The following is a 14,209-nucleotide window of genomic DNA, read 5'->3' as shown; positions in this document are numbered from 1 at the left end:
CGTATTTGTACGATCTGGAACCTTTGAAAATTTTCCTGCCATGTGGTAACGGGAATGAATGAAGAATACTATCCTGATTTTTTTTATCATACTCCAATTTTGTATAGTTCTCAAAACATCTGACGGTGCAGAGCTTTATTTTCTAGGTGGAAGCCGGGTGCTGTTATACAAAATCATCAACTGGTGGTATTACTCGCCGCCTGGTGAGGGCGATCTGCTATGCGGAGACAGTCTGGAGTATGTAAATACCGGCAATGCCAAAGTCCACTTATCCGGCAAAAAGACTCAGATGAAGATCACAATAGATGGCGGATTTGCACCGTTACTTTCTGTTGTCAACAAGTGTGAAACCTGTCCAGCTGTCTATACCGCAGTTGGTTTCTGGCAAGATTCTCAGTATTTTTCAGGTGAACGACCGCATTTACTCATTGAGGAGTTACCTTTTTCCAACGAGTACGCTCTAACCATCGAAGGCATTGATCGCAAAATGTTTGAAACTGTCATGGCATGGGAAACTGATCTGGTGTTTACCTTGTCCGGGACAGTGCAGGGCCTCCAGAACGGGAAAATTGCTTTGGGCGGCGCTGAGGATATGCTGGGGAAGTGTCAAACTGTAGAAGGAGAAAAAGCTCATCAGCAGACAACGTATTTTACAGTAAGCCGGTCTGTGGATGAGCCTGTACTGATGCGATTTGAGATTCATTCTTCAAGTGGGTGATAGCTGCTCTTTCTCAAGGACGAGGTACCAAAGTGTATATTATCCGGCCGTATACAGACGTTGGGATGTACAGTGGTATCAGCACATAAGCGTTGCCATAGAAAATCAAGCCATTGTTCATAGCCGAGATCCTCTTCATTGACTTTAAGGAATTCTGCGATAAGAACAGATTTGCGGCGTGTCGAAATTGCATTCCACCCGTCCGTAAAATGATTCATGATGTACGCCCTATTGGTGTGTGTTGACCAGTCTCTCGCTAAGATACTCGTCACTGTAGTTGAGGATTCCGACCTTTATCTTACATTGGTGTGGTGAAATGGTAGGTGTTCAATTTTGTTGGTTGACAAGGTGTAGTATTTCATTTAATACTTATGTAATTCCAGGCAAAACATACCTTTTCTGATGATACATTCAGTGATTGCTAACAAGGAACATTTGTAATTCAACTTGTGGGAGTGGTTCATGGATACCTCGTATTCCCTTAAGACCTTCAGGGGAGATCTCTTTGGTGGTTTAACAGCTGGCATTGTCGCACTTCCCTTGGCTCTTGCCTTTGGGGTCGCAAGTGGGTTCGGGCCTGTTGCCGGGTTATACGGTGCCATCGCCACTGGTTTTTTTGCTGCGCTGGCAGGTGGGACCCCCACTCAGGTTTCTGGACCCACCGGGCCGATGTCTGTAATTTTTGCCGCTGCAGTGGTTACCTTTCCTGAAGATGTGGCAGCTGTTATCGGTGTTGTCTTTTTAGCCGGCGCGCTTCAGATACTTTTCGGATACTTGAGGATTGGAATTTTTGTGCGGTACATCCCTTATCCGGTAATTTCCGGCTTCATGAGCGGTATTGGGGTTATCATCATTCTATTGCAATTGCATCCGCTGCTGGGTGGTGCCAGTGTTGGTTCACCGCTTGAGGCTGTACTGCAACTGCCTGCATCAATCGCACATACCAATTTTTTTAGTCTAGCACTTGCTGTCGTTACGATGGCTGTAGTATTTTTCACTCCGCCGAAAATAAGCAGGACGGTTCCTTCTCCACTGCTAGCACTTTTAGCGGGTACGATCCTGTCTGTTGTATTTCATTTGCCCGTTGCAACTATCGGTGATATCCCTACCGGTCTTCCGGATTTTGCCATACCGATGTTCCCCATAATCCTGCTGCCAAAAGTTATTCCCATGGCTCTTGCCCTGGCTGTCCTGGGGGTGATCGACTCGTTGCTCACTTCGGTTGTGGCTGATTCCATGACCAAGAGTCGGCATGATTCAAATAAAGAACTGGTAGGGCAGGGTATAGGTAATATTGCTGCTTCCTTTATTGGTGGTTTACCCGGCGCGGGTGCTACCATGCGGACGGTGGTCAATATAAAGGCAGGAGGAACTACAAGGGTATCCGGTATTACCCACTCTCTTTTTCTGCTGGCTATTCTTTTAGGCCTCGGGCGTTATGCTGCTTTTATTCCTTTGCCGGTGCTGGCCGGTATTTTGATGAAGGTCGGTACTGATATTCTCGATTATCGTTTGCTCAGAATGATAAGACGTATTCCTCGACAGGATCTGACGGTAATGCTTGCCGTTTTTCTCATCACGGTCTTTGTCGATCTGATTGTCGCTGTTGGAGTGGGTATCACATTGGCATCATTGATGATTACATATCGAATATCGAGCCAGGCCGAAATCGACGTCAAAGGGGTCCCGCATCAGGAGTGGCATCGGGATCTGGAGAAGAGCCTCGAAGAGGAGACGCGCTACGGAATTCGTACACTCTCTGTTATGGGTGCCTTTTTCTTCGGCACCACTGCAAAAATGCAGGAACAGGTTAGCAGGCTTATCGGCACCAAGGTCGTTATCATCAATTTACTGGATGTGCCATTTATGGATCTATCAGGATTTTTTGCCCTAAGCGAGATGATAGACAGGCTGAAATTCGAAAATATCAAGCCGATCGTGGTGGTGAAAGAGAATGTGGGGATTCGACAGCAGATGATTGATATGGGATATGGAGACATGCTCGGCGCGGACGGTATCCACACCGATTACAATGACGCCCTGCACCTGGCCTGGGAGTACCTTGAAGAGGGGTGAGTGAGGAGGGATCTAATGGACTCCCTCAATGTGTTCAAATGAGAAAACCCACCATTTTCCTGCCAGGTCATCTCCTATCTGGAAATCAGGAAGATCTATCTCAATAGCATTGGGAAACTTGTTTTGCATAAACTTGATGTAGTTGAGTGCCTCAATCTCTCTTTTGAAGGGGCCCATTTCCACATCAGGGTACATTCCTTTCTTTTGGGCCAGCAGAAATTGTCTGGCAGCGATCAAATTCTGAGTCATGCCTACATAAATTGCCATGGCATCTCCTTCTTATTGTTCACTTTCAGGAGTGGTCGAATAGTCAGGCCACAACTTCTCTATTCGAGTCTGTCAGCATCCGTTTGCTGGAAATGCAGGCGCTCGACCTTGCCTTCTGGTCTTGAAAAGGTACCACGATTGAGGGGCGTGTCCAAGTAAAACCTGGAACGCTCCCCCATTAATTTAAGAATGGAGGAGCAGTAGCCAGGAGAAGACTTCAGCTTAAAGCTCGATGGTAATATTCGGGTAGAGGCCTTCCATTTCACCAAACTGAAAGGGTTGAATTGTATTGAGCGAGAGGTTCTTGTTTCTCTGAGCGTGACCGGTGTTTTTCTCACCGTCAAAAAAGGCCCCGTTTACGTCCAGGATATGGTGGATACGGTCTTTAAATGCCTTAATAAAAAGTTTGCCTTCTCCTTCAAAATGTAAACGGCCTTGGTGGAATCCACCTGTCTGCTTCTCAAATTTTTCAAGAGAAATACTGTTCTCTTCCAGATCGTTCTGGTTCCGGATAAGACCCCATACAAGATGCCCTTCAGGGATTTGCAGTGGCTCCTCGTTATCAATGATTGTATGCGGCATGACCACACAACCCTTGCCTACACGAAGCCTGGCCTCGGATTTTCCCTGTAGGAAGCTGTTGAAGCCAACGAACACATCCTTTTCAAGATCGGCCTCAATAATTTTTGCACCGTGCGCCGTTACGTTGTTCCCCTCAAGGGTGGAGTTGATGATATAGCAGTTCTCTTGGGCATTGGAACCCTTCCCGAGAGATGAGTTGCTCAGGTAAGCCCTTTGGGAAACCAGCACATTGTCAGCTATCTGGGTTTTGGGCAGCACTACCGCGTATCTGTCGAGTGAAGCGGTTTTGGGTACGGAATCAATCGCTTCAAGATTGACTGCGTCAAAAACACGTTGAAAGTCCTCTTCATGTTGTTCAATAAAATCTATAATTAACCCGTGAGGTAGGTCACCGGCCACGACCGCTGCGTATTTGCGGAGCAGGTCGGGATCGTGACGGTAATAAAAGTTGAAATTGCCGGGGCTGTTGACCCATATTGTACCGGGGGCGATAGTCTTGTGACTGATTTCACCGGCCTGAATGTACGAATAGGTGCCGATAACACAGTCGTATATAGTAGTCAGGTCAACGGTTGCGAAAGGGCCTAGGAAGGCACCGGCTGTGGGTGCTCCGTGGATGTTGGCATAATCCATGGAGAGCGTATCTGTAATGAAGAATGTTTCAGGTGTTTCAGGGTCGTGCGAGAAGTTATGGACAAGGGTCTTGACCAGAGCGGAATTCTTGATGTCGACCATTTCATCCTGCTGGAGGATGATATCAAAGCCCTGGCACTTAAAGGAGTGACCTTGCCGTTTCAACTCGTCGCCACGGATATCCGTTTTATAGAGTAAAGAGTCAGAGATCCTGCATTTTCCGAGAAAATAGCTGCCAGCCAGACCTGAATTTTTGAAAACAAGATTAAGCGGATGATCGGTGGTTATACCGTAAAAAGCATAAAATTTATTCATCTGTTCGGGTTGAATGAGGCCCGAAGAGTAAGGTTCAGCATCAAAATCAAGTTCCCGGAGGTTGATGTTTACTTGCTGAATGATCCTGTCGTATAGTTTTTGTAACTCGTTCATCTCAATCCTTTAGGTAGATGGAATGTTCGGGTTGTTGAAAATCTGATTCAAATGCAGCTGGTGACATTGATTGCCTGAAAACAGTTATGAATCAAGACAAGCTGACTGCATTTTATTGGAAATAACTGAAAAAACATCGGACATTCGCAAGATTCCAATTATTTCTTCATCGCGGGTAACCAGCAATGAGAGATGACTTCCCACCACCAGCCTGTGGATGGCAACATCAAGTGAGCAGTCTTCTGAGACAAATTCACCGGCAGTGGGTTTTTTCATAAAGTCTTCTACACGCTTTTCTGCAGCAGCCCGCAGGGATGCCTGGTTAAGGATAGGTCCTTGCAGTCTGTAGTGCTCACGCTTGTTGGCGATGTACTCGTGGCTGAAGCCAAAATTTTCAAGGTTTTCAACTTCAGTGTCCAGGTCAAATCGAGTTTCGACGGCTTTTATTATCCGCAGTTGGCTGATTTTACCGACAACCTTTTGCTGCTCATCGAGGACCAGGACTGCCCGGTGCTGATACTTACTTTCCGTGTACGAATCCTGAGCTTCTTTCAATGACAGCATGGCATCGAGCAAGGATGTACCGATCGTGACTGTGGCATATCCGTCAATTGGTACCATCAAATCCTTGACGTATTTCTTTTCCATTCAGTGCTCCCTCGTTGTTAATATTTTGGTACTGTTCATACTGTTTATAATCAAAGTCGTGTTTTCCGTTCTATGGAAAATACAACCAATGCATTCATCGAAGTTGTCCGGGTTCCGTTTGACGGATCCATAAGTGCCATTTTAACCATGAAATTGATTGCCTAGCAAGTTTAAGCAACCATGCTGTGATAGAAAAAATTCACTATTGTATTTTTATGAATAAACGTCATCTTCTTCTTCAGTAATGGTGTGGCAGAAAAAACTGGTGCTGAGGGCGCCTGGTCTCAGGGGACGGTGATGGTAGATATAATAAAAAGACGAAACCATTGATGACGGGAAAACGTCATGATTGTATTGAAATTCGTTGAGGATGGATTGGCACGAAAGAGGATAACCCGTATCAGGATTCACCTATCAGGTTCATGATCTTTTTGTAGTCAAACTGTTTTGAGAATCGAGTCAGTGTATCTGCCAGTTCAGTACTATGGGGTCGAATTTCCTCAATTATCAGATCAATCCTGTCTGCATCACACGAATTGGTAGCCTCGGCCAGTCTTTCAAGAAGACCCGCTGGAAGATTGGCCATTATAGCATTACGATCCGTAGAGGAAGTTAGCCTGTCAGCAGACTGTGATTGTTTCACCTTCACAGTGTCCTCATAAATATATTGTATGCCTATATGTTGCGTCATAATCTTGAAAATCTCAGACTCCCGGAATGGTTTTCGTATAAAATCATTGCATCCACTTTTGAAGGCATGCACCTTATGTTCTGCAAAGGCACTCGCTGTTAAAGCTATTATCTTTGTATCAACAGAAGACGGAGAATCCTTCATTAGTGATTTGATCTCTTTTGTTGCTTCATAACCATCCATCACTGGCATGCGTAAATCCATCCAGACAAGGTGAGGCTGCCATGTTTTCCACACTTCAACGGCTTCCTGGCCATCTGCAGCTTCTCGGACCTGAAAACCGACCTTCGTGAGTAACGTGACGAGTAATTTTCTACTCGGTTCATTGTCTTCAACAACAAGGATTCGACAATCCGGTTGCTCTGGTTTTAATCCAACAACCTTTGATTCAGAACCTGGACCTGCAGTAGCAACATTATCTATTTCCTCAAATTGTACGTCGAAGTGAAAAATAGTTCCTTTGCCCAATTCACTCTCAACCGTCAATTCTCCCCCCATGATCTGGACAAATTTCTGGCTGATTGGTATTCCCAGACCACTCCCCTGTTTAGATTCCTGGCCGCTGGTTGACTGAACAAAGACATCAAAAACCATACTTAGTTCATCCTTGTCGATTCCTACGCCCGTGTCTTCAACCGTGAACATGAGCCGCTTGTCTTGAGTAGTGACCTTGAGTGAAATGCTGCCCCTTTTGGTAAACTTAACCGCATTACCAAGGATGTTGATCAATGTCTGACGGAGTTTTCCCTGATCGGTACGGATGAACTGGGGAACGGTGACATCTTTTTCGACAGTGAGGGTGAGGCCCATCTCTTTGGTTCGAAGGCTGAACATTTCCTCAATCACAAACAACAGTCTATAGAGATCAAAGTCTTCTGGTTGCAGTTCAACGCGCCCGGCTTCAATTTTGGAGAACTCCAGCACATCACTGATTAAGTCCAGCAGATGCTCACCGCTTCGGCCTATTGATTCCAGGTTGCTGAGCTGTTCGTTGGAAAGGTTCGAATCACGCATCATCAAACCTGAGAACCCAAGAATAGCATTGAGTGGTGTACGCAGTTCATGACTCATATTGGCAAGAAAAGTACTTTTTGCCAAATTGGCTGACTCCGCTTGGTTTTTCGCGCTCCGTAACTCTTCTTCTGCATTCTTGTGATCGGTGATATCACGGGCAACGAATACAACCGTATTGGCAGACATCGGAACGATGCGTGCGTCAAACCAGAACTCAGAATCCCGGATGTTCAAACTGTAATCAAATTTAATGAGCTTATGTGCCTTCAAACTTTGATGAATTTTATCCAGAAAGAAGTTTGCCTGATCTGTCGGAAATGTGTCATGTAGACTCTGACCTTGCAAGTCAGCCATCGGTTTATAGAGGAGTTCTTGTGACGTAGGGGCGATTTTCAGATATTTGCCCTCGTCGTTCAACATGATAACCACATCGGTCATCCCACTGAACAGAGCGCGCAGCTCCGCCTCTGATTCACGGAGAGCACTCTCCACTCGCTTAAGATCGGAGATATCGACAATTGAACTTATGACGCTCTCCAACTTGCCGCTGTCGTTCAGTATAGGAGCCGCTGAAATCATCACTTTTTTTCGCTGCCCTTTTAAAGTGAGAAGCTCAACTTCGTAGGTCGAAGAGATATTATGATGTCGTTTTTCCCTCTCTCTTATGACGACATGCTGGAATGGAGGAGCAATGAAATCGATAATGTTTTTCCCCAGGGGCTCTTCAGGTACTTCCGCCTCGATCATTTTGAGCATAGCGGGGTTGAGGTAGCGGGTTGTGCCATCCGGGGCAATCTGAAGAATTCCGACCTCACTATTATCGGCCAGAGAGCGGTAGCGTCTCTCACTCACCCTGAGTTTTCTCCGCTGTAGCCTGATCTGTGCATTCCATAAACAGATAACCAAGCCAAAAAAGATTACCCCGGCAGATATCTGGTAAAACAATGTATAATCGAACCGTTTTTCAACGGTTACCGCAATCCACTTCTGTTTAATCGCTTCTCGCTCTTTTTCAGATATGGACGCAAGGCCTTTGTTTATTATCGACACAAGTTCTGGCCAATCGTTGCGAACGGCGAAGTAAAGGTTCTTTCCCTCGGCTTCAGCTAACCTGGCCATTTTGAGGTTGACGATACCTTTTCTGTTAATCGTGTATCCGGTCATATTTTCGTTACCGATAAACACGTCATTTTTGCCTTCTGATACCGAAAGAATGGCCTCCTCGGCCGTGTCGAATAGTATTGGCTGGATATCGGTATTGTCCTGAAGAAATCCATGGTGTGAACTGTTTCTCTGCACAGCCACCTGCTGACCATGCAGATCCGCAAGGCTATTGCCGATACTTGAGCCTTCTTCTGTTACCAGTACCCGATAGAATGTCTGGTGCGGGCTGGAATAGGTAAGAAATTCCTTTCTTTTTTCAGTCATGCCAACACATGGCAAGACATCAATTCTTCTAATCTTGGCCTGCTCTACGGCTTCATTCCAAGTCAGATTGGGGGCTATATCCATGGTAATGCCGGTTCGTTCACTGATAAGCTGTACATAATCAGCACACATTCCCCGGTAGCTGCCGTCGACGTCTATAAATTCAAATGGTACAAATTCAGGATCAACACCAAGGAGAATCCGATTGTGTGCAGCGAGCCATGTTTTTTCTTTTTGAGAAAAGTCGATTGCAATATCAGCTTTCTTTTCTTGCTGCCCGAGCCATCTGGAAATTGATTGAAAGTATAAGGAGTCGTTATCGGCCTTGAGTTGACGCAGATGTTTGTCGATTGCTTCTAGAATGGGCTGGTTTGATGATGATTTACGAGCGGCGAAACGAAGCTCAGAAAGACGGATGATAATTGTTGATTTTTTGACGTTGAATTTCTTCTCGTTTAAGTCTCCATACAATCTGGGCAGTATGCCTGCATCGACTTCTTCCTTCTCGATAAGCCGGAAAACATCTGCGTACTCACCGACACTGGTAAAGGAAACTTCCAGATCTGCATTTTTCGTGACCTCCCTGAGCGATTTGAAATAGATGTCCTCTTCCAGACCGGCGACTTTTTTACCGTTAAGACCATCAATTGAATCCAGTTTGATTTTGTGTGGTGTGTATACCTGACCCCAGTTGGGAAAAACGGTTTCATTGTTGAAGTCATATTTCTTGGTACGCTCTTTTGAAAATGCAATGGCAGTTAATAGATCTATTTTGCCATTTTCAAGTAAGCTCAAACAGTCAGCCCATTTACAGGGGACATACTCAATCGTCCAATTTTCCTGTGCTGCAACATGTTTGAGAATATCTACATAGACCCCGTGCGCAGCTCCATCATCATCGTGAAAAACCAGCGGAAAATCCTGATAAACGCCGACTCTTACCTTTGTTGATGCTGCAGATGGACGAACTAGCAAGACACTGACAAACAGGATTGTTGTTAGTAGCAAAGGCAGTTTTTTGAATGACTCCAGGATGAGGTGTGTCATATTTGATGATCCGTTGAGGTTTGGGGGCAACTCTCATCATCAGTACTTATCAGTAAGCATTCTCATCTTCATTGATGAAGTGGGTTGGTTGTGCTTACCTGTGAATTTTAGCAAAACAGGACTGGTGCAACAAATGGTTATTTTCAAGCCAGAAGGGTATATTATATCTGGGCCGGAAAACGTGGTTGGAGGAATAAATCTGACTCGAAGAAGAAAACACTTTAGCTGGGGTGCTTGTATACTACAAAGCAGAGCCAGAATATCTGGCCCTGCCTGGTATTGTGGGAATTGAATTCATGCAGCATCGTGTCGTCTTAAATGGCGTGTCTGGTGTATAGTTCTGAGGCCGGCGACTCTTTTTGAGATTTCCTGGCAGGTCTGTAAGCCTGTGCGGCTTGACCTGCAATAGTTGCCACGAGTCTGTAAATGGCCCAGAGACAAAGAGTACACAAGGGAATGATGAGAAGAAGAATAACGGGAACAAACCATACACCAACGATCATTTCTGAAATAAACATAGCTGAAGCCTCCATTTTGTTACCTGTTGACCAGTCGTTTTAAACGTGCCGATTACGACTGAATTTCGGGTTAGATGATGTAGTGCATCTTACCTACCCATATGGGTAGTTGTTCATTTTGTGGATTTTGCCTGTATCAATACAAGTGTCATGCCTGAATAGAATTTTTTCGTAAAACTGCTATGATTCTGGTCTGATGTAGAGGGAGGTAGGCAGAATGTGAGGTCGTTGGAGGTGTATGAAAAAAGAGTGCCTATACAGATGTGTTTAGGCAGAAGTGTTCAAGTCCGGCGCACCATCACTCTTTGTCGTGTTGAGCGAAGCGATACACCATGAGTAGTTGCCTCATGTTGTATCCCCTATGCCATATTTTAACAGTTTAGAGTATAGGGTTGCCCTGCTCATTCCCAGAAGACGGGCCGTCTTGGCCTTATTCCAATCGGTTTTATGGAGTGTACTTATGATAGTATCCTTTTCAGAAGTCGTTTTTCCCGATGATGGATCAGTTGGGCTGGGAACATCCAGGTCATAACAACCCTCTGATACTGCTGAAAGAAATTCAGGTGGCAGATGTTCTTTTTCGATAACGTCGCTCGTGCAAAGAGCGCAGGCATAATGAATGGTACTTTTCAATTCTCTTATATTTCCAGGCCATTGGTAGTTTTGAAAAAGCCTGGTCACATCGTCATTTAAGCCCTGTATATTCTTTTTCAATGATCTTCTGGAAGTATCCAGGAAATGATTGACCAGTAATGGGATGTCATCATTTCTTTCGCGTAAGGCGGGCAATCGTATCAAGATACTTTTTAAGCGATAAAACAAATCCTCCCTGAATTCTCTTGTTTTGACCTTTTCCTGTAGATTCTGGTTTGTGGCGGCAACTACCCGTACATCGGCTTTCAGGGTTTTTGAATCTCCTATTCGTTCAAACTCTTTCTGTTCAAGAAAGCGAAGCAGTTTGGCCTGGAAGTTTGGCGAAATATCACCAATTTCATCGAGAAAAAGTGTTCCCCCTTCAGCTGCTTGACAGCGACCTACTCTGTCTTTAACCGCTCCGGTATACGCACCGCTTACATGCCCAAAGAGCTCACTCTCCAAAAGACTTTCTGATAGGGCAGCACAGTTGACTTTGATGAACGGTTTATTTGACCTGTTGCTTGCAAAGTGTATCGCATCAGCAATCAACTCCTTTCCCGTTCCGCTTTCGCCAGTGATAAGGACGTTGATATCCAGATCGGCAGTCTGTTTAAGGAGCGTATAAATCTTCTGCATACCATCGGTTTTGCCGATTATATCGTAATAACTGTGTTGCTCCAGCAACTCTTTCTCGAGTTGTGCGAGTCGAGAGATATCTCTTATAACCAATACAGCTCCCCTCGTTTCGCTACATTCTTTTGCGAGAGGTGCGGCGTTTAAAACAAGGGTTTTGCCGTTTTGGTGTCCACAATTGCATTCAACCCGATATTCCTTAACCTTTTGTTGTTTCGTTACAGCTTGTTGAAGAACTTCGGCACAAGGACCACGGCCTTCTTGCAGCCTCTGCTGAAAAGTTCTTTTATCCCCTGGAATGTTGCCGCATATGGAATGTAGTGGCTTGTTGGCATTGATGATTTGTAGCTGGCTATCAACTGTAATAATGGCGTTGTCTATACTGTCGAGTATAGTCTGCAGCATCATATGTGCTGCTTCTTTTTCAGATATGGCGGTTTGTAATTGTAAATGGGTTTTGACTCGAGCAAGAACTTCCTCTGTTCGAAAAGGTTTCGTAATATAATCAACCCCGCCTGCCTGAAAGGCCTTGAGAATCTCCCCGACCTCTGTGAGTGCGCTGATAAAGATTATCGGGATATGTGCTGTAGCTTTATCTAATTTTAATATGCTGCAAACCTCATAGCCATCCATGTCTGGCATCATGATATCCAGCAGGATGAGATCGGGAATCTGTGTTTTAACAGCTTTGAGGGCAATTTCCCCGCTCAAGGCCGGCCTCACGAGATAACCTCTTTCTGTCAACAGCTGGCGCAATACGGATAGGTTCTCAGGTGTGTCATCAACAATCAGAATGTTGTTTTTCCTGCTCACGGACTGAGTCATATCTTCTCTTCTCCCGGAGTCTGATAAGCCTCATATTATAGCGTTGGCTAACTACAAGTTATTCTATCAGATTTGAAAATGAAATGTATTAGAGAATTTGTGTTCAATACTATTTACGAGCACTGCGGTGTAGACACACTTTAGTGATATATGAGAAATATAGGAGTTAAATCAAAAGACTACATGAAAAATGGTCATCATAATCGTGGTCTGGAGAATTCCGGTTGTCCTGGCGTCGAATATTTCTAGACCCAGATAATTCAAAAAGTAGCTCCTAACACATCTGTTTAAACAGATGTGTCTAGCTGTCACTAGCTTAAACACTTTCCACGTTCAATCTTCCAATAATGGGTCGGGGTAATTGTATAATATTATATGCTTTTTGAGATGATTTGTTGTCGGGAACGACTTTTGCTGTTGGATAGTTGTCCATGGCATTATCATTTGAAATGGTGCTCCTGTTGCAGGCACCAAATTTATAAAGGAGGGAATGAAATGGAATTTATATCTTATAGAAAACGTATTGTTACACTCGCTATCATTATCTCTTCTGTTGTCATAATACTTACCCAGGTTGCATATAGCATCCCAACGGGAAATCCTGAAAATGGTCAGAGATGGTATAACATGAACAATTGTTCATCGTGCCATGGGGAGAAAGGTCGAAACGGGTTAGCTCCAGATGTTGCAGGTTTGGAGTTGGGATTCGGTTCCTTTCTGAAAAACCTTAGAAAACCGGACTCCGTATCGAAACCCACCTATTCAGAATCTGAAATTTCCAAACAAGACGCACTTGATATCTATGCCTGGTTGAAAAGAAATCAATAAATGAATCATCCAAAGATCCAAGCTCACCCTTCGCATGATGTTGAGCTACTTGGTCACCACTCTGATGCTACTACGGCTTTCTTATGAAAATAGTGCACGATTTGGAGTCATACACCAAAATATTGAAGGCAGTGTCGAAGGTGGATTATAAGCAAATCTACGTTATGTTCATAAGAATTTCGTGTCAAAATGTGATCGCATGGCAGTCGAAAAAGAATCTCCATTCACATAAATCATAAACCCGCAATACATTCGTATCTGTGAACGAGGGAGCTGGCACCTCTCTTTTTGATGGTGTATGTGGGCCTTGTTGTTGTGTTGATCCACATGTCGTTTGGTGGTCTCTTTTAACCTGTCTTCCGCAACTGTTTAGCTGTCTCAACAAGTCGTTGTATTTTATCTCGACTCTCAGTCAGCAGGCGGCGATCCTGATCAAATATCTCAAGAGTTATTGTAGCGTCATAGCCCAATTCGACTAGTCGGCTAATAAGAGTTGAAAAATCAACCGTACCCTGCCCAACGGCCAGGTGCTGATCCTTCTTTCCAAGATTGTCACTGATATGGAGGTGTCCTATCCTGTCTCCGAACCGTTCCACCATTTCCAGTAACCGGTATCCTGCAGAGGCGTCAATATTGGCATGTCCTGTGTCCAATGTCATTTTCAGAGTCGGATGTCTTGCAAATATTTCTTCAAAATCCGCTGGCTCTACTCCCAAGATATTCCTGGGCATCATGTTTTCCAGACAGATCTCAATTTCCAAGTGTTGTGCAGCAGTAACCATCTTTGCCAGAAACTCAAAAAAATAGTCTTTAACTGTATATTTCACAAAAGGCCCCATACCAAAAACCATACTTGGGTGCAGAACAACTTTACGGGCCCCGAGGTTTGCAGCAACCCTAAGGGAATGAAGCATTTCATCAACAGATGAGTGTCGTATTGTTTCAGTGAGATCAGCAGTCAGGACAAAGGTAGGCAGATGACAGAGTAAACCAAGTTCGTTATCCTGTAAGCTCCTTTTGATTACACTCAGATCCCTCGATAGAGTGGAGTAGTGTGCCATCGGAGGGTCCATCGTCAGCTCAAGATAGTCAAATCCCATTTGAGCAAAGGTTTCAATTTCTGCTAATAATGGTGATACAGGAAAGTTCATTGCGCCATATTGCATTATTTATTCACCTTAGTTGAGTCCAACACTGTATGTTTCACCCAAGGCCCTGCACATCATCATAGGTGCG

The 14,209-nt window shown here is 44.6% G+C and carries 11 protein-coding genes; 3 read left to right on the top strand and 8 right to left on the bottom strand.

Annotated elements, in window-relative coordinates:
* The first annotated feature begins 157 nt into the window (after positions 1-157).
* The gene (locus GA520_RS15325; protein ID WP_163340432.1) at positions 158-718 is read left to right on the top strand and encodes a hypothetical protein; all 561 of its coding nucleotides are present in this window, start codon (positions 158-160) and stop codon (positions 716-718) included.
* Here the strand turns inward: GA520_RS15325 and GA520_RS15320 are convergent.
* Complete coding sequence (locus GA520_RS15320; RefSeq protein WP_163340431.1) at positions 700-936, bottom strand: hypothetical protein; 237 nt, start codon at positions 934-936, stop codon at positions 700-702. The genes GA520_RS15325 and GA520_RS15320 overlap by 19 nt on opposite strands.
* 244 nt (positions 937-1,180) lie before the next feature.
* Between GA520_RS15320 and GA520_RS15315 the strand changes: the two genes are divergently transcribed.
* Complete coding sequence (locus GA520_RS15315; RefSeq protein ID WP_163340430.1) at positions 1,181-2,794, top strand: SulP family inorganic anion transporter; 1,614 nt, start codon at positions 1,181-1,183, stop codon at positions 2,792-2,794.
* A 12-nt stretch (positions 2,795-2,806) separates the two neighbouring features.
* On the opposite strand, the gene GA520_RS15310 is transcribed toward GA520_RS15315, so the two are convergent.
* The 6 genes from GA520_RS15310 to GA520_RS15285 form a co-directional block, all read right to left on the bottom strand.
* A complete protein-coding gene (locus tag GA520_RS15310; RefSeq protein WP_163340429.1) occupies positions 2,807-3,061 on the bottom strand; it encodes a hypothetical protein in 255 nt (84 codons plus the stop codon).
* Positions 3,062-3,283: 222 nt separating this feature from the next.
* Positions 3,284-4,705, bottom strand: coding sequence for a transferase (locus tag GA520_RS15305; RefSeq protein ID WP_163340428.1), 1,422 nt, complete (start codon positions 4,703-4,705; stop codon positions 3,284-3,286).
* A gap of 84 nt (positions 4,706-4,789) precedes the next feature.
* Positions 4,790-5,353 (bottom strand): CBS domain-containing protein, encoded by a 564-nt coding sequence (locus GA520_RS15300; protein WP_163340427.1) that lies wholly within the window; start codon positions 5,351-5,353, stop codon positions 4,790-4,792.
* Between the two features lie 400 nt (positions 5,354-5,753).
* A complete protein-coding gene (locus tag GA520_RS15295) occupies positions 5,754-9,533 on the bottom strand; it encodes a transporter substrate-binding domain-containing protein (RefSeq protein WP_163340426.1) in 3,780 nt (1,259 codons plus the stop codon).
* Positions 9,534-9,847: 314 nt separating this feature from the next.
* Complete coding sequence (locus tag GA520_RS15290) at positions 9,848-10,051, bottom strand: hypothetical protein (RefSeq protein ID WP_163340425.1); 204 nt, start codon at positions 10,049-10,051, stop codon at positions 9,848-9,850.
* A 345-nt stretch (positions 10,052-10,396) separates the two neighbouring features.
* Positions 10,397-12,145 carry a sigma 54-interacting transcriptional regulator gene (locus GA520_RS15285; RefSeq protein WP_163340424.1) on the bottom strand — a complete coding sequence of 583 codons (1,749 nt, stop codon included), beginning with the start codon at positions 12,143-12,145 and terminating at the stop codon, positions 10,397-10,399.
* A 495-nt stretch (positions 12,146-12,640) separates the two neighbouring features.
* Between GA520_RS15285 and GA520_RS15280 the strand changes: the two genes are divergently transcribed.
* Positions 12,641-12,973 (top strand): c-type cytochrome, encoded by a 333-nt coding sequence (locus tag GA520_RS15280; protein ID WP_163340423.1) that lies wholly within the window; start codon positions 12,641-12,643, stop codon positions 12,971-12,973.
* A gap of 347 nt (positions 12,974-13,320) precedes the next feature.
* Here the strand turns inward: GA520_RS15280 and GA520_RS15275 are convergent, their stop codons facing one another.
* Positions 13,321-14,139: a sugar phosphate isomerase/epimerase gene (locus GA520_RS15275; protein ID WP_163340422.1), complete on the bottom strand. Its 819-nt coding sequence runs from the start codon at positions 14,137-14,139 to the stop codon at positions 13,321-13,323.
* Positions 14,140-14,209 lie beyond the last annotated feature (70 nt).

The organism is Desulfopila sp. IMCC35008, assembly GCF_010646885.2.
Taxonomy (GTDB): Bacteria; Desulfobacterota; Desulfobulbia; order Desulfobulbales; family Desulfocapsaceae; genus Desulfopila.
Note: the sequence above shows the minus strand (reverse complement) of the source record. Positions and strands in the feature narration are given on the sequence as shown.

Bases quoted from the DNA above. Each gene is read 5' to 3' on its own strand.
- GA520_RS15305 (WP_163340428.1), bottom strand. From the start codon at position 4,705: ATGAACGAGTTACAAAAACTATACGACAGGATCATTCAGCAAGTAAAC.
- GA520_RS15310 (WP_163340429.1), bottom strand. From the start codon at position 3,061: ATGGCAATTTATGTAGGCATGACTCAGAATTTGATCGCTGCCAGACAA.
- GA520_RS15295 (WP_163340426.1), bottom strand. From the start codon at position 9,533: ATGACACACCTCATCCTGGAGTCATTCAAAAAACTGCCTTTGCTACTA.
- GA520_RS15315 (WP_163340430.1), top strand. From the start codon at position 1,181: ATGGATACCTCGTATTCCCTTAAGACCTTCAGGGGAGATCTCTTTGGT.
- GA520_RS15275 (WP_163340422.1), bottom strand. From the start codon at position 14,139: ATGCAATATGGCGCAATGAACTTTCCTGTATCACCATTATTAGCAGAA.
- GA520_RS15300 (WP_163340427.1), bottom strand. From the start codon at position 5,353: ATGGAAAAGAAATACGTCAAGGATTTGATGGTACCAATTGACGGATAT.
- GA520_RS15290 (WP_163340425.1), bottom strand. From the start codon at position 10,051: ATGTTTATTTCAGAAATGATCGTTGGTGTATGGTTTGTTCCCGTTATT.
- GA520_RS15320 (WP_163340431.1), bottom strand. From the start codon at position 936: ATGAATCATTTTACGGACGGGTGGAATGCAATTTCGACACGCCGCAAA.
- GA520_RS15285 (WP_163340424.1), bottom strand. From the start codon at position 12,145: ATGACTCAGTCCGTGAGCAGGAAAAACAACATTCTGATTGTTGATGAC.
- GA520_RS15280 (WP_163340423.1), top strand. From the start codon at position 12,641: ATGGAATTTATATCTTATAGAAAACGTATTGTTACACTCGCTATCATT.